Source organism: Pseudomonas extremorientalis, assembly GCF_001870465.1.
Classification (GTDB): domain Bacteria; phylum Pseudomonadota; class Gammaproteobacteria; order Pseudomonadales; family Pseudomonadaceae; genus Aquipseudomonas; species Aquipseudomonas extremorientalis.
Map to the genome: position 1 here is coordinate 21,899 of NZ_MDGK01000052.1, position 18,067 is coordinate 39,965.

At 62.1% G+C, this 18,067-nt stretch carries 14 protein-coding genes and 2 pseudogenes; 9 read left to right on the plus strand and 7 right to left on the minus strand.

Annotated elements, in window-relative coordinates:
- Positions 1-66: 66 nt before the first annotated feature.
- Genes BFN10_RS19210 through BFN10_RS19220 form a run of 3 tightly spaced genes read left to right on the plus strand, consistent with a single transcriptional unit; the run spans position 67 to position 5,568 of the window.
- Positions 67-1,287: a TolC family protein gene (locus BFN10_RS19210; RefSeq protein ID WP_071490993.1), complete on the plus strand. Its 1,221-nt coding sequence runs from the start codon at positions 67-69 to the stop codon at positions 1,285-1,287.
- Positions 1,288-1,305: 18 nt separating this feature from the next.
- Positions 1,306-2,412: an efflux RND transporter periplasmic adaptor subunit gene (locus tag BFN10_RS19215; protein ID WP_071490994.1), complete on the plus strand. Its 1,107-nt coding sequence runs from the start codon at positions 1,306-1,308 to the stop codon at positions 2,410-2,412.
- A gap of 18 nt (positions 2,413-2,430) precedes the next feature.
- Positions 2,431-5,568 carry a CusA/CzcA family heavy metal efflux RND transporter gene (locus BFN10_RS19220; RefSeq protein WP_071490995.1) on the plus strand — a complete coding sequence of 1,046 codons (3,138 nt, stop codon included), beginning with the start codon at positions 2,431-2,433 and terminating at the stop codon, positions 5,566-5,568.
- On the opposite strand, the gene BFN10_RS19225 is transcribed toward BFN10_RS19220, so the two are convergent.
- From BFN10_RS19225 to BFN10_RS19235, 3 genes are all read right to left on the minus strand, one after another.
- A complete protein-coding gene (locus BFN10_RS19225) occupies positions 5,483-6,928 on the minus strand; it encodes a heavy metal sensor histidine kinase (RefSeq protein ID WP_071490996.1) in 1,446 nt (481 codons plus the stop codon). The two genes, BFN10_RS19220 and BFN10_RS19225, sit on opposite strands and share 86 nt — an antisense overlap.
- Positions 6,925-7,599, minus strand: a complete 675-nt coding sequence (locus BFN10_RS19230; protein WP_071490997.1) for a heavy metal response regulator transcription factor — start codon at positions 7,597-7,599, stop codon at positions 6,925-6,927. The genes BFN10_RS19225 and BFN10_RS19230 overlap by 4 nt, the downstream gene beginning before the upstream one ends.
- 342 nt (positions 7,600-7,941) lie before the next feature.
- Positions 7,942-9,261 (minus strand): OprD family porin, encoded by a 1,320-nt coding sequence (locus tag BFN10_RS19235; RefSeq protein WP_071490998.1) that lies wholly within the window; start codon positions 9,259-9,261, stop codon positions 7,942-7,944.
- 225 nt (positions 9,262-9,486) lie between these two features.
- Between BFN10_RS19235 and BFN10_RS19240 the strand changes: the two genes are divergently transcribed.
- From BFN10_RS19240 to BFN10_RS19250, 4 genes and pseudogenes are all read left to right on the plus strand, one after another.
- Positions 9,487-9,819, plus strand: coding sequence for a DUF2790 domain-containing protein (locus tag BFN10_RS19240; protein WP_071490999.1), 333 nt, complete (start codon positions 9,487-9,489; stop codon positions 9,817-9,819).
- Positions 9,820-10,015: 196 nt separating this feature from the next.
- Positions 10,016-10,702 (plus strand): annotated as a pseudogene (locus BFN10_RS30175) (PAS domain-containing protein); the annotation flags it as partial.
- 108 nt (positions 10,703-10,810) lie between these two features.
- A pseudogene (locus tag BFN10_RS30180) lies at positions 10,811-11,242 on the plus strand (methyl-accepting chemotaxis protein); the annotation flags it as partial.
- 53 nt (positions 11,243-11,295) lie between these two features.
- Complete coding sequence (locus BFN10_RS19250) at positions 11,296-11,871, plus strand: flavin reductase family protein (protein WP_071491001.1); 576 nt, start codon at positions 11,296-11,298, stop codon at positions 11,869-11,871.
- A 6-nt stretch (positions 11,872-11,877) separates the two neighbouring features.
- On the opposite strand, the gene BFN10_RS19255 is transcribed toward BFN10_RS19250, so the two are convergent.
- Entirely contained in the window at positions 11,878-12,687 is an 810-nt protein-coding gene (locus tag BFN10_RS19255) for an AraC family transcriptional regulator (RefSeq protein ID WP_071491002.1), read from the minus strand.
- Between the two features lie 140 nt (positions 12,688-12,827).
- Between BFN10_RS19255 and BFN10_RS19260 the strand changes: the two genes are divergently transcribed.
- Both BFN10_RS19260 and ddlA read left to right on the plus strand, forming a co-directional pair.
- Positions 12,828-13,466, plus strand: a complete 639-nt coding sequence (locus BFN10_RS19260) for a LysE family translocator (RefSeq protein ID WP_071491003.1) — start codon at positions 12,828-12,830, stop codon at positions 13,464-13,466.
- Positions 13,467-13,510: 44 nt separating this feature from the next.
- A complete protein-coding gene (gene ddlA / locus BFN10_RS19265; protein WP_071491004.1) occupies positions 13,511-14,605 on the plus strand; it encodes a D-alanine--D-alanine ligase in 1,095 nt (364 codons plus the stop codon).
- On the opposite strand, the gene pgeF is transcribed toward ddlA, so the two are convergent.
- Genes pgeF through BFN10_RS19280 form a run of 3 tightly spaced genes read right to left on the minus strand, consistent with a single transcriptional unit; the run spans position 14,595 to position 17,981 of the window.
- The gene (pgeF, locus tag BFN10_RS19270) at positions 14,595-15,320 is read right to left on the minus strand and encodes a peptidoglycan editing factor PgeF (RefSeq protein ID WP_071491005.1); all 726 of its coding nucleotides are present in this window, start codon (positions 15,318-15,320) and stop codon (positions 14,595-14,597) included. The genes ddlA and pgeF overlap by 11 nt on opposite strands.
- 27 nt (positions 15,321-15,347) lie before the next feature.
- Complete coding sequence (gene ggt, locus BFN10_RS19275; RefSeq protein ID WP_071491006.1) at positions 15,348-17,165, minus strand: gamma-glutamyltransferase; 1,818 nt, start codon at positions 17,163-17,165, stop codon at positions 15,348-15,350.
- Between the two features lie 36 nt (positions 17,166-17,201).
- Positions 17,202-17,981 (minus strand): PhzF family phenazine biosynthesis protein, encoded by a 780-nt coding sequence (locus BFN10_RS19280; RefSeq protein ID WP_071491007.1) that lies wholly within the window; start codon positions 17,979-17,981, stop codon positions 17,202-17,204.
- Positions 17,982-18,067: the final 86 nt, after the last annotated feature.

The window sequence follows — 18,067 nt, forward strand, 5'->3', positions numbered from 1 at the left end:
CCGCCCTGATAAGTCGCGGCCGCTACATTGCCTGCGCTTGTACTTCATGGGCGTGGAACTCTCGTTATGGCAATTTCCGTTAGAAAACTCATGGGGGCGGGTGTGTTGTGGCTGGTTGCTGGCGCTGCCCAGGCACAGACCCTCACACTCGATTCAGCCCTGCAAACCGCCTTCGCCAATAACCCTGACCTGGCGGCTGCACAATGGGAAATCGACATCGCCCAGGGCGGCCGCCAGCAGGCCGGGTTGATCCCCAACCCGGTGCTCTCCTGGGACGCCGAAGACACCCGTCGCAACTCTCGCACCACCTCCATCAAGCTCAGCCAGGCCCTGGAGTTGGGCGGCAAGCGTGGTGCACGCATTGACGTGGCCAGCCGTGCCCAGGACGCCGCCGCCCTGACCTTGGAACAGCGCCGCAACACACTGCGCGCCGACGTCATCGACAACTACTACGGCGCGCTGCGTGCGCAGGAACGCCTCGAACTGGCGCAGCGTTCCATGGCCGTGGCCGAGCGCGGCCTGGGCGTTGCCAATGGTCGCGTCACGGCGGGCAAAGCGTCGCCGGTAGAGGCAACCCGTGCGCAGGTGCAACTATCGGAAATGCGCCTGGAATTGAACCGCGCACAGGTCGGCCTTACCGACGCCTATCGCCGCCTGGCCGCCAGCACCGGCAGTGCCGGCGCGGATTTCCAGGCCGTCGCTACACCGTCCCAATCCACACCGCCCCTGCCGCCGCTTGCACAGTTGTTGACGCGCCTTGAGCAGACCACTGAACTGCGCCTGGCCGAGCTGAACATCCTGCAAAACGAAGCCAGCGTCGGCCTGGAAAAAGCCCAACGCATTCCCGACCTCGATGTGTCCATCGGTAGCCAGTACGACGCTAGTGTGCGCGAGCGCGTGAACCTGGTGGGCGTGTCGATGCCGATCCCGCTGTTCAACCGCAATCAGGGCAACGTGCTCGCCGCCACCCGCCGCGCCGACCAGGCCCGTGACCTGCGCAACGCCACCGAACTGCGCCTGCGCACTGAAACCCGCCAGGCGCTGGACCTGTGGCAAACCGCTAATACCGAAGTGCGCGCGTTCAACCAGCAGATCCTGCCCGCCGCGCAAAGTGCAGTGGACAGCGCCACCCGTGGTTTCGAGATGGGCAAGTTCAGCTACCTCGACGTGCTCGACGCCCAGCGCACACTGATCGCTGCGCGCACCCAGTACCTCACCGCCACCGCCCAGGCCACTGACGCCTGGGTGCGTATCGAACGGATCTACGGCGACCTCGCCCGGTTTTGATTGTCTTTGGAGTCCTTTATGAACAACCGACACGGTGTGGCACTTGCCATTGCCCTGGGCCTGATGCTGTCCGGCGTTGCCTGGGCCGATGAAGAAGAAGGCACACTCGAACTCACCGAGCAGCAGATCCAGGCCGCTGGCATTCAATTGGCCCAGGCCGAGCCCCGCACTCTTAGCACGATGCTGGTATTGCCGGGCGAGGTGCGTTTCGACGAAGACCGCACCTCCCACATCATCCCGCGTGTGGCGGGTGTGGTGGAGTCGGTCAAGGCCAACCTCGGCCAATCGGTGAAGAAGGGTGAGCTGTTGGCGGTGATTGCCAGCCAGCAGATCTCCGACCAGCGCAGTGAGCTGGCCGCCAGCGAGCGCCGGGTTGAATTGGCGCGCACCACCTTCCAGCGGGAACGCCAGTTGTGGCAGGACAAGATTTCCGCCGAACAGGATTACCTGCTGGCGCGCCAGGCCCTGCAGGAAGCTGAGATTGCCCTGAACAACGCTCGTCAAAAGATGACCGCATTAAGCGGCAGCGCTGTGCTGGTTGGTGGCAATCGCTACGAGTTGCGCGCACCGTTCGCCGGTGTGGTGGTGGAAAAACACCTGGGCGTCGGTGAAGTCGTCAGCGAAACCAGCAACGCTTTCACCCTCTCGGACCTGTCCCAGGTGTGGGTGACCTTCGGTGTGTTTCCCAAGGACTTGAACAAGGTCCGGGTCGGCAAACCGGTCACCGTCAGCTCAACCGAAATGGGCACCCAAGTGCAGGGCACTGTGGCGTACGTCGGCAACCTGCTCGGTGAGCAGACGCGCACGGCCACCGTGCGCATCAGTGTGCCCAACCCCGATGACGCCTGGCGCCCTGGGCTGTTTGTCAGCGTGCAACTGGCGACGGATTCTTACCCGGCGAAGGTCACCGTCCCGCAGGCCGCGATCCAGACCGTCGAGGACAAACCCTCGGTATTCGTACGTACCCCGGAGGGCTTCATCACCCGTCACCTGGAGCTTGGTGCGAGCGAAAACGGCTACGTCGAAGTGCGCCAAGGCCTCGATGCCGGGACGCAGGTGGCCACGGTCGGCAGCTTCATCCTCAAGTCCGAACTGGGCAAAGGCTCGGCCGAGCACGCCCATTGATCCTGCGAGTGATTCCCCATGTTTGAGCGCCTTATCCAATTTGCCATCGAGCAGCGCATCATCGTGCTGCTGGCGGTGCTGTTGATGGCCGGTGTCGGCATCGCCAGCTATCAGAAATTGCCCATCGACGCGGTGCCCGACATCACCAACGTACAGGTGCAGATCAACTCGGCGGCGGCCGGGTATTCACCGCTGGAAACCGAACAGCGCATCACCTTCCCCATTGAGACCGCCATGGCCGGTTTACCCGGGTTGCAGCAAACCCGTTCGTTGTCGCGCTCCGGGTTGTCCCAGGTAACGGTGATCTTCAAGGACGGCACCGACCTGTTCTTCGCCCGCCAACTGGTCAACGAGCGCCTGCAAGTGGCCCGCGAACAATTGCCCAGCGGCATCGAAACGGCCATGGGGCCGATTTCCACCGGCCTCGGGGAAATTTTCCTGTGGACCGTCGAGGCCGAGGACGGCGCACGCAAAGACGATGGCACGCCTTACACGCCCACCGACCTGCGGGTCATCCAGGACTGGATCATCAAGCCACAACTGCGCAACGTGCCGGGCGTGGCCGAGATCAACACCATTGGTGGCTTCGCCAAGGAGTACCAGATTGCCCCCGACCCCAAGCGCCTGGCGGCCTACAACCTTACGCTGAATGACCTGGTCACGGCGCTGGAGCGCAACAATGCCAACGTCGGCGCCGGCTATATCGAGCGCAGTGGCGAGCAACTGTTGATCCGTGCACCGGGCCAGTTGGCGTCCATCGATGACATCGCCAACATCGTTATCACCAGCTCGGACGGCACACCGATTCGCGTGCGCAATGTGGCCCAGGTCGAGATCGGCCGCGAACTGCGCACCGGCGCCGCCACCGAAAACGGCCGTGAAGTCGTGCTCGGCACGGTGTTCATGTTGATCGGCGAAAACAGCCGCAGCGTGTCCCAGGCTGTGGCGGAAAAACTCGAAGAGATCAACCGCTCGCTGCCCGAAGGCGTGGTGGCAGTCACGGTCTACGACCGCACCCACCTGGTCGAAAAAGCCATCGCCACCGTGAAGAAAAACCTCTTCGAAGGTGCGTTGCTGGTGGTCGCGGTGCTGTTCCTGTTCCTCGGTAATATCCGCGCTGCGCTGATCACGGCCATGGTGATTCCCCTGGCGATGCTGTTCACCTTTACCGGAATGTTCACCAACAAGGTCAGTGCCAACTTGATGAGCCTCGGCGCGCTGGACTTCGGCATTATCGTCGACGGCGCGGTGGTGATCGTCGAGAACGCCATCCGCCGCCTGGCCCACGCGCAACAGCGTCATGGTCGCCTGCTGACCCGCAGCGAACGCCTGCATGAGGTGTTCGCGGCGGCGAAGGAAGCGCGGCGGGCGCTGATCTTCGGGCAACTGATCATCATGGTGGTGTACCTGCCGATCTTCGCCCTCACCGGGGTGGCCGGGAAGATGTTCCACCCGATGGCGTTTACCGTGGTGATCGCCCTGTTGGGCGCGATGATCCTGTCGGTGACTTTCGTGCCGGCGGCTATTGCGCTGTTCGTCACTGGCAAGGTCAAGGAAGAAGAGAATGGTGTGATGCGCACCGCGCGCCGGGTCTACGCACCGGTGCTGGACTGGGTGATGGCGCGCCGACCGCTGGTGTTCGGCTTGGCCGTGTTGACCATCGTCGCCTCCGGCGTTGTTGCCAGCCGCATGGGCAGCGAGTTTATCCCCAGCCTCAGTGAGGGCGACTTCGCCCAGCAGGCCTTGCGCGTGCCCGGCACCAGCCTGACGCAATCGGTGCAGATGCAGCAGCAACTGGAAAAAACCTTGATGGCCCAGGTGCCGGAAATCCAGCGGGTGTTTGCACGTACCGGCACCGCGGAAATTGCCTCAGACCCGATGCCGCCAAATATTTCCGACAGCTACGTGATGCTCAAGCCGAAGGACCAATGGCCCGACCCGAAGAAGTCCCGGGAAGCGTTAATCGCTGATATCCAGCGTGCCAGTGCGATTGTGCCAGGCAGTGCATACGAGTTGTCGCAGCCGATCCAACTGCGCTTCAACGAACTGATTTCCGGGGTGCGCAGTGATGTGGCGGTGAAGGTGTTCGGCGATGACATGGGCGTGCTCAACACCACCGCCGGGGAAATCGCCGAGACGTTGCAGAAGCTTGATGGCGCCTCGGAAGTGAAGGTTGAGCAGACGTCCGGCCTGCCGGTGCTGACCATCAATATCGACCGCGACAAGGCTGCGCGCTTTGGCCTGAATGTGGGCGATGTGCAGGACACTATTGCTGTCGCTGTCGGTGGGCGCCAGGCCGGTACGTTGTATGAAGGTGACCGGCGTTTCGACATGGTCGTGCGTTTGTCCGACGCGTTGCGCACCGATATCGACGGGCTGTCTCGGCTGTTGATTCCGGTGCCGGGTAACGCGGCTGGCCAGTTGGGGTTTATCGCCTTGTCCCAGGTCGCCAGCCTGGACCTGGTGCTCGGCCCGAACCAGATCAGCCGCGAGAATGGCAAGCGCCTGGTGATCGTCAGCGCCAACGTGCGGGGGCGGGATATCGGCTCGTTTGTCGAGGAGGCCGAGGCTGCCTTGATCGCCCAGGTGAAAGTACCGGCGGGCTACTGGACCACCTGGGGCGGCCAGTTCGAACAGTTGAAGGAAGCCTCCGAGCGCCTGCGCATCGTGGTGCCGGTGGCATTGCTGCTGGTGTTCGGCCTGTTGTTCATGATGTTCAACAACCTGAAGGACGGCCTGCTGGTGTTCACCGGGATTCCGTTCGCCCTGACCGGTGGGATCATGGCGCTGTGGCTGCGGGATATTCCGCTGTCGATCTCGGCGGGGGTGGGCTTTATCGCGTTGTCCGGCGTGGCGGTGCTGAACGGCCTGGTGATGATCGCCTTTATCCGCAACCTGCGTGAGGAAGGGCGCTCGTTGTCGATGGCGATCAATGAAGGCGCGCTGACCCGGTTGCGCCCGGTGTTGATGACGGCGTTGGTGGCGTCTCTCGGGTTTATCCCCATGGCACTCGCCACCGGCACCGGCGCCGAAGTGCAGCGGCCGCTGGCGACGGTGGTGATCGGCGGGATCATTTCCTCGACGGTGCTGACCCTGCTGGTACTGCCCGCGCTGTATCAGTGGGCCCATCGCAAGGAAGAGGAAACACTAGGCTGAACCGTGTGAACCGGCCCGGCTGGCTGCTGACCTCGGCGTGCCCCTGATGCAGGTGCATGATCGACTGCACAATCGCCAGGCCGAGGCCGGTGCCGCCTTCCGCGCGGGTACGGCTGCTGTCGGCGCGGTAGAAACGTTCGAACAGGTGGGGCAAGTGATGGGCCTCGATACCGCGCCCAGGGTTGCCGACCGACAGCGCCACGCTCCGGTCGTAGCTTTCCACCAGTAGCAACACGCTGGAGTCGCAGGGGGTGTGGCGGATGGCATTGGACAGCAGGTTGGAAATGGCGCGCTGGATCATCAAGCGGTCGCCCGTTACCCAGGCATCGCCGCGCAGGCTCAGGGTCAAGTGCTTGTCTTCGGCGCTGAGCGCGAACAGTGCCATCACCCGTTGCGCTTCCTCGGCCAGCGACACCGGGGCAAACCCGGCCCGTGCTGCCGGGTGGCTGACCTGGGCGAGGAACAACATGTCGGAGACGATGCGCGACAGACGCTCCATTTCCTCGGTACAGGATTCCAGGCCGGCCTTGTACTCCGCCGAAGGCCGCTCGCGGGACAGGGTCACCTGGGCCTTGCCCATCAGGTTGGTCAGCGGGGCGCGCAGTTCGTGGGCCAGGTCGTCGGAGAACTGCGACAGCTGCTGCACCCCGGCGTCCAGTCGATGCAGCATGAAATTGATGCCCTGGGCCAATTCGCCGAGTTCCTTGGGCAGGTTGTCCAGGGCCAGGCGATGGGTCAGGTCCTGGGTGCTGACCTTGGCCGCCACCCGGCTGAACTGCTGCAAGGGCGCAAGCCCGCGTTGCACCAGCCACCAGGCGCCCATGCCGATCAGGATCAGCAGCATCGGCAGGGCGATTACCGTGGAGCGCAGGTAGGCACTGAGCAACGCTTCATCATCGGAACGGTCCAGCGACAACAACACGCGTACGTATTCGCCCCCTTGCAGGGGCATCAGGCGCGTCGCACTGAGTATACGATTGCCCTGGCCATCGACCCAGTTCAAATAGGCCAGGTTCTTGCCGGTGGGCACGTCGAGCAACAGCGGTTGCTGGGGCCTGGCGCCGACGCTGAGGAGTACCGGTGCATCGGGCCGTGCGCCGATGATGGTCAGGTAGATATTGTCGTGGCCCATCACCAGGTCCAGCAGTGAATGGGGGCGGTTGGTGATGCGGTGTTCATCGAGGCCTTGGCCGAGGGTATGGGCCAGTTGCTCCATTTTGTTTTCCAGGCCCTTGCGCGCGAGCTTGTCCAACTCGTGGGTCAGGGCCAGGTACGCCAGGGTTGCCAGCAGCACAACCAGCCCGGCGCCCATCAGGCTGACGGTCAACCCCAGGCGCATCGACAGGCTGCTGGTCTTCATGGCCGCGCCTCCAGCACATACCCCACGCCGCGAATGGTGTGGATCAACTTCACCTCGCTCTGGTCATCGACCTTGGCGCGCAGGCGGCTGATGGAGACCTCCACCACATTGGTGTCGCAGTCAAAGTTCATGTCCCACACCAGCGAGATGATCTGCGTGCGGGTCATCACCTCGCCGGACTGGCGCATCAGCACATGCAGCAGGGCGAACTCCTTGGTGGTCAGGTCGATCCGGCGGTTGCCGCGGTAGGCGCGATGCCGGCGCGGGTCCAGTTCCAGGTCCGAGACGCGCAGCACGTCCGGCACCGGGATGTGCTCGCTGCGCCGTAGCAACGTACGCACGCGAGCGAGCAGTTCGGGAAACTCAAAGGGTTTGACCAGGTAATCATCGGCGCCCATGTCCAGGCCCTTGATCTTGTCGGCCAGCCGACCGCGTGCGGTCAGCATCATCACGCGCTGATTGCCGTCGCGGCGCAGTTGCTCCAGCACTTCCCAACCGTCGGTGTTGGGCAGGTTCACATCAAGGATCACCAATTCGTAGCTGTGCTGCCGGGCCAGGTGCAGGCCATCGATGCCGCTGGCGGCGCAATCGACGACATAACCGCTTTCGGTCAGGCCTTGCTGCAGGTAGTCGGCGGTTTTTTGCTCGTCCTCAACCACAAGGATACGCATGGGGAGTTACCTTCAAAGAAAACGAAAAGGGCATGGCCTCATGGCGAGGCGGGGGAGGCTGTAGGAAAACTCTGGACTGTGAAGTAGCTTTAGGGTCAAGCCATGTCAGACAGGTGCGACGATTCGTCACTGAGCCTGCACACAAAAAAACGCCCCGACCGGGGCGCAAAAATTCATCTCTGTTCCAAAGGAGCTACACGAAAGCCGCAGAGATGAGAGGTGTTCGGTGTGCAGTGTAGAAAGTGCAACTTAACGAGAAGGTGAGACCAATATTACAGTTCTGACAGACTTCAACCTGTGAAGAGATGTAGCGCATCGGCAAGTGAATGTAATTGGCCTACCTTAAAGCACCGCAATGGGGTACTCGATAATCAGCCGAACTTCTTCCAAGTCCGACTCGAATGCACTTGAGCGCACGGTCGCCTGGCGCAGCCGCAGTGATAAATCCTTCAAGTTTCCACTTTGCACCACATATTTGGCCTCGATATCCCGCTCCCAGCGGCGTTGGTCGGTCAGTGGGGCGCCGGCTGCATCGCGACGCATGTACACCGCGTTGGCATTGCTGTAATCGGCGCCAGTGCCTTTGCCGTAGCGGGTCATGAACGACAGGCCGGGGATGCCGAATGCCTGCATGTCCAGGTCATAGCGCACCATCCATGAGCGTTCCTTGGGCGAGTTGAAGTCGCTGTACTGGATCGAGTTGTTGAGGAAGATCGAGTCGGACTGGCGCAGGTAGTCGAAGTCGTCATCGCCGTTGTTGCGCTGGTGGGAGAGGGCCAGGCTGTGGGCGCCGACCTTCACCCCGAGCCGGGCGCTCCAGATGGCGTTATCGAATTCACCGAGCTTTTTCCGGCCCTCGTCCACCGCCTTGTAGTAGTTGACGTCGCCGAACAGCGAGACGTCTTCACCCAGCGGATAGCTGACGGCGCTGCCGACGTAGTACTGGTCCCAGGCATCTTTCAAGCGGCTGCCGTAGAGGCTGACGCTGAGGTGTTGGTTGACGGTGTAATCACCGCCGAAATAACCGACCCAGGGCGAGTCGACCGGGCCTGCGTAAAAGGTCGCGAAGCCTTTGTTCATGCCGCTTTCGCTCGGTTGGCTCATGCCGCTCAAGCGCCCGCCTTGCAGGGTCAGGCCCTCGAGGCTGGTGTTCTGTGCGGTCACGCCACGAAAACTTTCCGGCAACACGCGTGAATCGCCGTAGGCCACGACGGGGGTCAGCGGGAAGACGTCGCCGGCCTTGATGACGGTATCCAGCATGCGCAGTTTCGCGGCGCCGCCGACTTTACTGTAGGTGTCCTCGGGGTGGTTTTCGCTGTCCACCGGCAGCACGCCGAACGAGCCTTTGCCGCCGCTGCGGCCGGTGCCCGAGTCCAGCTTTATGCCGACCATGGCGAACGCATCCACGCCAAAGCCCACGGTGCCTTGGGTAAAACCAGATTCGAAGCGGCCGATCAAACCCTGTGCCCAGGCCTCTGAATAGCCATTGCCGGTGGGGCTGGACTGGCCTTTGCGATCATCGCGGTTGAAGTAAAAATTACGCGCCAGCACATTGAAGCGGCTGCCTTCGATAAAGCCCTCGGGCGGGTCCTCCACGGCCACGGCGGCCAGCGGGAAAGCGGCGCACAGTGAAAGGGGAAGGCTGTAGTGACGGATACGCATGGTTCGCTCCTAGTGCTTGGCAGTTTCAGCTTCTTATGAGAGTGGGCGTTCTTATTGATCTGGCCCGGGCTGATAGTTGCAAACCGCAGATAACGAAGAAGTGGCACAAAGATTACAATTCTGGAAACTCACACTTATCTAACAAATAAGTAATGTTCTGGTGAAGTTTGCGTCAGGGTCAGTTGGTTAGTCTGCGCACTGAATCTTTCAGTCGAGGAACTAATCATGAAGTTTCATAAAGTCGCGCTGGGTGTTTTAACCGCCATCCTGTCGTTCGGTGCGTTGGCCGAAGGTGGGGGGGACCGTACGTTCGCACTGATGATGGAGCGTAATGAAAAAGCCATGGCCGACTACGCCGCCAAAAAGGGCAAGCCGGTGCCCGAGGTGCAGGCCTATCGCTACGGCATGAAGCTGGACATCGCCAAGGTGGTCAACGTCACGCCGCCGATCCGCTCGTGCAACGCGGTGCCGTCGCGCATGACCTATGAAGACTCCAGCGGCAAGCTCAAGACCCTTGAGTATCAAGTGATGGGCGTGTGCCGAAACAACGGCAGCTGATGTGGCCGAAAAAATACTTGGGCGAGGGCCTCAAGCTCGCTTAAGAAAATGCCGGCAGCGCCGATGCAGGTCGGATTCATCTCCCTCATTTGATCCTCGGTGCCCCATGTTCAACACCCGTTTGAAGCAGGAGCTGTCGGCTCTTCGCGAAGAGTTGTCCAGCTTGAATCAGGTCAAGGAGAGCCTGGAAAGTGAAATGCTGTGCCTGACGCTGGACGCCGAAGGCCGGGTGGAATGGGCCAATGCCAACTTCCTGCAGGAGCTGGCCTACCAGAGTGGCCAACTACTGGGGCGTGCGATCGAAGACCTGGAGCCGGTCCACGTGCGCAGGGATGAGTTCCAGCAACGCTTCAAGAACGCCCTGGTGCGCGGCGAGCATTTTGCCGGCACCGTGCGCCTGATGCGGGGCAATGGCCAGGAAGCCTGGCTGCGCTCGATTCTGCAACCGGTGCGCAGCTCCGATGGGCGCATCAAGCATTTTTCGATTTATTCCAGCGACCTCACCCGCACCATCGAGGCTTCCCGCGAGCATGAAAACCTCATGAACGCGCTGGTGCGCTCTACCGCCGTGATCGAGTTCGACCTCGGCGGGCACGTGCTGAGCGCCAATGACCGTTTCCTCGGGGGCATGGGTTACAGCCTGGCGCAGATCCAGGGCAAACATCACCGGATATTCTGCGAGCCGGAGGAATACAACAGCACCGAGTACCAGGACTTCTGGAAGCGCTTGAACGCCGGTGAGTTCGTCGCGGCACGCTTCAAACGGGTCGACAGCCATGGCCGCGTGGTGTGGCTGGAGGCGACCTACAACCCGGTGCTGGACGCCAATGACCGATTGTACAAAGTGGTCAAGTTCGCCACGGTGATCACCGACCAGGTCAACCAGGAACAGGCGGTCGCCGACGCGGCGAACATTGCCTACAGCACCTCGCTGCAAACCGACAACAGCGCCCAGCGCGGCACCACCGTGGTGACCCAGGCGGTGGATGTGATGCGCGACCTGGCCAGGCACATGCAACAGGCCGGTGACGGTATCGAGGCGCTCAACGCCCAATCCCAAGTGATCGGCACCATCGTCAAGACCATCAGCGGCATTGCCGAGCAGACCAACCTGCTGGCGCTCAACGCCGCCATCGAAGCGGCGCGTGCCGGCGAACAAGGTCGTGGTTTTGCGGTGGTCGCCGATGAAGTTCGGCAGTTGGCCTCGCGCACCAGCAAGGCCACTGAGGAGATTGTCGGCGTGGTCCGTCAGAACCAGGACATGGCCCGCGACGCGGTCGCCCTGATGACCGACGGTCGTCTGCAAGCCGAACAGGGCCTGGCGCTGGCTGCCGAAGCGGGCACGGTGATCGTGGAGATCCAGGACGGGGCGCAGAAGGTGGTCAGCGCGGTGGGCCAGTTCGCCAACCAACTGTCGAGTTGAGCGTAGGGCTTCAGGTATCGTAGGGGCTTTCTGGTATCAAGAGTCGACTGTCCATGAGCCCTACCCACCGTCGCCCCGTCCCGCTGTCCAAGGCCTACCGCTTGCTCAACCACGGCCCTACGGTGCTGGTGAGCGCCGCGCACAACGGCCAGCGCAATATCATGGCCGCGGCCTGGGCCATGCCGCTGGATTTCGAACCGCCGAAGGTAGCGGTGGTGCTGGACAAGGCCACCTGGACCCGCCAACTGCTGGAAGGCGCCGGCACCTTTGTGTTGCAGGTGCCTTGCGCGAGCCAGGCCGACCTTGTGCAAACCGTGGGTAACACCACCGGTGCCGACACGGATAAATTTGCCGCCTATGGCTTGCACACGTTCAGCGGTGAACACATCGACGCGCCGCTGCTGGAAGGTTGCGTGGCCTGGCTGGAATGCCGCCTGCTGCCCGAGCCTCATAACCAGCAGGCCTATGATCTGTTTTTGGGTGAAGTGGTCGCGGCCTATGCCGACGAACGCGTATTCAGCGACGGCCGCTGGCACTTCGAAGGGCATGATGAACTGCGCACCTTGCACCATGTGGCGGGCGGGCATTTTCTCACCATCGGCCAGCCGATTGATGGGCACGCGCTCTAAGCCTAGTCAGCGCCCGAGCATCTTCACCCAGCGCGACGGCGGCATGCCGTAGGTGCTGCGAAACTGCCGGGTCATGTGGCTCTGGTCGGTGAAGCCGGCCGTCATCGCCGCGTCCACCAGCGATTGGCCCTGGGCCAGCAGGCTGCGCACCAGGTCCAGGCGGCGCATGGTCAGGTAGCGATAGGGGCTGGTGCCGAACAGCAGGCGAAAATCCCGCGACAAGGCCCAGCGGTCACGGCCGGCGTGGTCGGCCATGTCATCCAGGGTGATGCTGCGGCCCAGGGCACTGTGGATGAACTCCCGGGCGCGCTCGGCGGCCACGTAGTCGAAAGTCTTGCGGCTGATGATCCCGCCCGAGACGTTGTTCAGCGCATGGGCCAGGTCGAACAGGGCGTCCTGTTCCTGCAATGGGTCGATGGGGTTGTCCAGGTTCTGCAGCAGCACTTCGCTGGCGCGCAACAGCCTGGGGTCGGTGGACAGGCCGCCCGGGATAAACGGCAACGGCTTGCCGCCGAGAATCTGCTGGATCAGCGACGGCTCTACGTAAATCATCCGGTATTTGAAGCCCTCTTCACTGCCGGCGTGGCCGTCGTGGGTTTCATCGGGGTGAAGCACCATGGTTGTGCCCGGCACGCTGTGGATCATGTCGCCGCGGTAGTGAAAGCTCTGCACGCCCGTCAACGTACGTCCGATGGCGTAAGTGTCGTGGCGATGCGGGTCGAACGCGAAGCCGGCAAAGTATGCCTCGATACGGTCCAGGCCACTGGCATGGGGCGCGCGGTGCAACCAGTCGAGGGTGGCGGTGGGTTTGCCCATGGTAAGGGGTCACAAAAAAGAGAGGGAAATACGTTAACCCAGTCTGCATCCCTTGTCTGCCGGGGTCTTGTACGATTGTGCAGGGTAGGGCAGAGGCCTATGATCGTCGCTCGTGCCTCGCGCTGATGGAGCTGCCCACCATGGATTTTCTCAACCCGGCCTATGTGACGCCCCTGGTTTCCCTGGCCTTGCTGTGGACCGTCGCGGTGGTCACGCCTGGCCCCAACTTTTTCAACACGGCGCAACTGGCCGCCAGCTGTTCGCGCCGTCATGGTGTGGTGGCATCGGCCGGAGTGGCCACGGGTACGATCATGTGGGGCCTGGCGGGTGGCCTGGGCATCAAGTCGCTGTTTACGGCGGCACCGATGCTGTACCTGGCGTTCAAGATCATCGGCGGCTGCTACCTGATCTACCTCGGGTTGAAACTGTTCAAGCGGTCTTCACCGAGCATGAGCCAGAACGTGCTGCCGGACGACGCCCGGCGCTCGCTGTTTTCCGCGTGGCGCCTGGGGTTGCTGGGTAATCTGTCCAACCCCAAGGCCGCTTTGTTTGTTGCCACCATCTTCGCGTCAACCATGCCGCCTTCGCCGTCGCCGATGCTGCTGACCCTGGCGGTGATCACCATGGCCACCTTATCGTTCAGTTGGTATTCCAGCGTGGCACTGGTGTTTTCCAGCGAACGCATGGCCACGCTCTACAGCCGATCGCGCAAGTGGCTCGACCGCTTTGCTGGTGGCTGCTATGTGTTGTTCGGTGCACATCTGGTAGCGAATCGCTGACGGCCCGTGGTAAGAAGCCTTACGTTCAACAGTGAGGTCGGGTCATGGGCAAGGTGCGGGTAGGAATTATTTTTGGTGGTCGTTCGGCTGAGCACGAAGTGTCGTTGCAATCGGCGCGCAATATCGTCGATGCGCTCGACCGCTCGCGTTTCGAGCCGGTGTTGATCGGTATCGACAAGGCCGGCCATTGGCACCTCAACGACACCTCGAACTTCCTGCTCAACCAGGAAAACCCGGCGTTGATCGCCCTCAACCAGTCCAACCGCGAACTGGCGGTGGTGCCCGGCAAGGCCAGCCAGCAATTGGTGGAGACTTCCGGCAGCGGCCTGCTGGAACATGTCGACGTGATCTTCCCCATTGTCCACGGCACCCTCGGCGAAGATGGTTGCCTGCAAGGTCTGTTACGTATGGCCGACCTGCCTTTCGTGGGTTCCGATGTGCTCGGTTCGGCGGTGTGCATGGACAAGGACATCAGTAAGCGCTTGCTGCGCGATGCCGGGATTGCCGTCACCCCATTCATCACCCTGACCCGCAGCAATGCGGCGCGTACTTCGTTTGAGGCCGCGGTGAACAAGCTCGGCCTGCCGATGTTCGTCAAACCTGCCAACCAAGGCTCATCGGTGGGCGTGAGCAAAGTCGGCGACGAAGCCGAGTACCATGCTGCCGTTGAACTGGCCCTGGGCTTCGATGAAAAAGTGCTGGTCGAATCGGCGGTAAAAGGCCGCGAAATCGAATGCGCCGTGCTGGGCAATGATCACCCCATCGCCAGTGGTTGCGGCGAGATTGTGGTGAGCAGCGGTTTCTATTCCTACGACAGCAAGTACATCGACGACCAGGCCGCCCAGGTGGTGGTGCCGGCCGATATCAGTCATGACGCCAGCGAGCGTATTCGCCGGTTGGCCATTGAGGCTTTCGAGGTGCTGGGCTGTTCCGGCCTGGCACGGGTCGATGTGTTCCTTACCGACGATGGCGAAGTGTTGATCAACGAAATCAACTCATTGCCCGGCTTCACCCGCATCAGCATGTACCCCAAGCTGTGGCAGGCGGCGGGCATGAGCTACAGCGAACTGGTGAGCCGCCTGATCGAGCTGGCGCTGGAGCGGCATGCGGGGCGCAAGGGGTTGAAGATCAGTCGGTGATGCGAGCAATCCACGAATAAATCAGTGTCTTCACTTCCTCCGGGTGATGCGTCCTTCGGCGGTAGCTGGCAAAGGTGGGGGAGGTGCAGTAAGTGCACACCTCACTCACCTCGATTTGTTCACGCCGGATGCCGGCCGCTTGCAGCAACATCACGCCATACCCGCTCAAGTCAAACCACGCGCTTGCTGCTTGCCTGGCGTGGGGCGGTGCAATTTGCGCGGGCAATAACGGTGCGGGTTGCGCTGCGCTCCACGGCGCCCGCCCGGTTGACCACAGGTGCCCCTGGTCAGCCTGGAACTGCGCAACAAACCCCTCGCTCACCTCATAGCAGCACGGTTTGATCGACGGTCCGATCGCCACGCGCAACTGGTCGACTGCAATCCCTTCGTCGGTAAAACGCTTGATTGCATTGGCGATGATCCCGCTTTGCAGCCCCTTCCATCCTCCATGCACCGCAGCGACCTTTTTGCCGTTCTGCGCGGCAATCAGAAGGGGCAGGCAGTCAGCGGTGATCACCGCGATGGGCTTGTGCTCACCTGTGCACACCCCGTCCGCTTCAACGGTATTGGGTACCTGGTCGGCTTGCCACTCGATCACTGAGGCGCTATGCACCTGCTTGCAGATGAACACCTCATCGGGGCGCAGCGGATCATTGATCGAACAAAAACCGTGGTCGACGCCTGGGATGGCGCCGAGATTATCTGCCTGTTGCACGAGCGCTTTCTCCGATGTTTGAAGTGTTCAGTCGCCGACCGCTTTGCCTTCACGCCGAGGGTCGGCGCCGCCACTGAGCGACACTTTGCCCTGGGCATCCCGCATGCGAACGATGGCCTGGATGCCGCTGGTCATATCGATCTCGCTCAGGGCATGGCCTCTGTCCTTGAGGGCCTGTTTCAGTGCAGGACTGAACAGGCCGGCCTCCAGCTCGGTGGCACCATTGCGACTGCCGAAGTTCGGCAGGCTGATGGCCGCTTGCGGGTCAAGTTTCCAGTCAAGCATCGCCACCAGGGACTTGCTGACGTACTCGATGATTTGCGAGCCGCCGGGCGAGCCGACCGTGGCCAGCAACTCGCCGCTGTTGCGGTCGAACACCAGCGTCGGCGCCATGGCCGAGCGTGGACGCTTGCCGGGCTCGACGCGGTTGGCCACCGGCTGGCCATTTTCCTCGGGGATAAACGAGAAGTCGGTCATCTGGTTGTTGAGCAAGAAACCCTGGACCATCAGATGGGAGCCAAATGCCGCCTCAACCGTGGTGGTCATCGACACGGCGCCACCCTGGTCATCCACCGCCACCACTTGTGAGGTGGAGATGCGCAACGGCGAGCGGTCCGGCGCATAGGCCACCTGGATACCCGCCGGTACGCCCGGTTTGGCGATGCCCATGCTGCGCTCGCCGATCAACGCGGCGCGCTTGGCCAGGTACTCCGGTGCGACGAGGCCCGCGACAGGCACGGGTACAAAGTCTGCGTCAGCGACGTAGAGCCCGCGATCAGCGAAGGCCAGGCGCCCGGCTTCGGCCAGCAGGTGCACGGCTTCGGGCGTTGGTTCAAGGCCGGCAGGCGATGCGCTTTTTACCGGAGGCATCGCCGCGATGTCCTGAGCTTTCAGGGCCTGCAAGGTGCCCAGGATTTGCGCGACGGCGATCCCGCCCGACGACGGCGGTGGCATGCCGCAGACTTTCCACTGCTTGTAATCGGTGCACAGTGGGGGGCGCTCCTTGGCTGTATAGCCTTTGAGGTCTGCCTGGGACAGGCTGCCCGCGTTGCGATGGCCTTGCACCTTGCGCGCGATCTCATCGGCAATCGGCCCTTGGTACAGCGCGTCCGGGCCTTCCTTGGCGATGCGTTTGAACACATTGGCCAGCGCCGGGTTTTTCAACACGGTACCGGTGGCTTTTGGTGTGCCATCGGCATTCAGGAAATACGCCGCCATATCCGGTGACTGCGGGATGTTACGGTCAGCCGCGATCAGGCTATGCAGGCGTGGCGAAATCGCAAAGCCCTGTTCCGCCAGGCGGATCGCCGGCTCGAACAGCGTGGCCCAGTGCAACCGGCCGGTCTTCTTGTGCGCCATTTCGAGCGCGCGCAGTACTCCAGGCGTACCGACTGAGCGTCCACCAATTTGCGCTTCTGGAAACGCCATCGGCGTGCCGTCGCCCCTCAGGAACAAACGCTCGGTGGCCCCGGCCGGCGCGGTTTCACGGCCGTCATACGCGTGTACGTTTTTCCCGTCCCACACCATGATGAACGCGCCGCCGCCGATGCCGGAGGACTGCGGCTCCACCAGCGTCAACACGGCCTGCATTGCAATCGCCGCATCTATTGCCGAACCGCCCATGCGCAGCATCTCGCGTCCGGCTTCGGCTGCCAGCGGGTTGGCCGCCGCGGCCATATGGCGCTCGGCGTGTTGAGTAGTGAGGTCGGTGCGATAGCCGGAACCCAGCTCCGGTGCCGGAGGCTGTTCGTTGACCGGGGTATGGCAGGCAGCCAGGGTGAGGGCTGCGGCAATCACCGACAGTTGACGGCGGGAAATCGAAAACACGCGCTGAACTCCGTTCATTTTGAGAATGATCTGTTGTCCTTGGGGTAGTGCTTTTTACAGGTAAATCGTGCCTTGCAGGTAGAGCACCCCGTGGCCGGAAATGATCACGCGATCACCCTTGAGCTCGCAGCGCAGTTGGCCACGGCGCTTGCCGCCCTGTTCGGCGGTCAACCGGTTCTTGCCCAGGCGCTCAGCCCAGAATGGCGCCAATGAAGTGTGGGCCGAACCGGTCACTGGGTCTTCATTCACACCCACATTCGGCCCGAACCAGCGGGAGATAAAATCAAACCTCGCGCTTTTGGCCGTCACGGCGATGCCGCGTTTGGGCAGGCCCTTGAGGCGGGCGAAGTCTGGTGTCAGTGCGGCGACTTGCGCTTCGTCTTCCAGCAGTACGATGTAGTCATCAGTGCTGAATACGTCGGCCTGTTCAATGCCGAGCGCGCTCAACATGCCATCGGGCGGTTCGCAGGGTTGCGGTTGCTTGGCGGGGAAGTCCATCGCCAGTTCATCACCATTGCGCGTCACCCGAAGTTCGCCGCTACGCGTGGCAAAGCGCAATACCTCTGGCGCGTCCGCCAGTTGGTGAATCAACACCCACGCCGCCGCAAGCGTGGCATGGCCACACAGGTCCACTTCTATTTCGGGAGTAAACCAGCGCAATTCGTAGCATTCGCCGAGAGGTACAAAATAGGCCGTTTCGGAGAGGTTGTTTTCGGCGGCGATGGCTTGCAGTTGCTCATCGCTGAGCCATTCGGTGAGCGGGCAGACTGCCGCGGGGTTACCGCCGAAGGGGGACTGGCTGAAAGCGTCGACTTGGTAGATGTCCAGTTTCACCGTGGAGCACTCCGTGCTTAGAGGGGAGGCTGGACACTAACAGCGGGTCAAGGGAGCGTCAAAATACAGATGGTGCCTTTTTTCGG

What these genes read in the sequence shown, in the direction of transcription:
- BFN10_RS19260 (WP_071491003.1), top strand. Translation starts at nt 12,828, where the DNA reads ATGGATTTTCTCAACCCGGCCTATGTGACGCCCCTGGTTTCCCTGGCC.
- BFN10_RS19210 (WP_071490993.1), top strand. Translation starts at nt 67, where the DNA reads ATGGCAATTTCCGTTAGAAAACTCATGGGGGCGGGTGTGTTGTGGCTG.
- BFN10_RS19235 (WP_071490998.1), bottom strand. Translation starts at nt 9,261, where the DNA reads ATGCGTATCCGTCACTACAGCCTTCCCCTTTCACTGTGCGCCGCTTTC.
- BFN10_RS19250 (WP_071491001.1), top strand. Translation starts at nt 11,296, where the DNA reads ATGAGCCCTACCCACCGTCGCCCCGTCCCGCTGTCCAAGGCCTACCGC.
- BFN10_RS19255 (WP_071491002.1), bottom strand. Translation starts at nt 12,687, where the DNA reads ATGGGCAAACCCACCGCCACCCTCGACTGGTTGCACCGCGCGCCCCAT.
- BFN10_RS19240 (WP_071490999.1), top strand. Translation starts at nt 9,487, where the DNA reads ATGAAGTTTCATAAAGTCGCGCTGGGTGTTTTAACCGCCATCCTGTCG.
- BFN10_RS19225 (WP_071490996.1), bottom strand. Translation starts at nt 6,928, where the DNA reads ATGAAGACCAGCAGCCTGTCGATGCGCCTGGGGTTGACCGTCAGCCTG.
- BFN10_RS19220 (WP_071490995.1), top strand. Translation starts at nt 2,431, where the DNA reads ATGTTTGAGCGCCTTATCCAATTTGCCATCGAGCAGCGCATCATCGTG.
- ddlA (WP_071491004.1), top strand. Translation starts at nt 13,511, where the DNA reads ATGGGCAAGGTGCGGGTAGGAATTATTTTTGGTGGTCGTTCGGCTGAG.
- ggt (WP_071491006.1), bottom strand. Translation starts at nt 17,165, where the DNA reads ATGAACGGAGTTCAGCGCGTGTTTTCGATTTCCCGCCGTCAACTGTCG.
- BFN10_RS19215 (WP_071490994.1), top strand. Translation starts at nt 1,306, where the DNA reads ATGAACAACCGACACGGTGTGGCACTTGCCATTGCCCTGGGCCTGATG.
- BFN10_RS19230 (WP_071490997.1), bottom strand. Translation starts at nt 7,599, where the DNA reads ATGCGTATCCTTGTGGTTGAGGACGAGCAAAAAACCGCCGACTACCTG.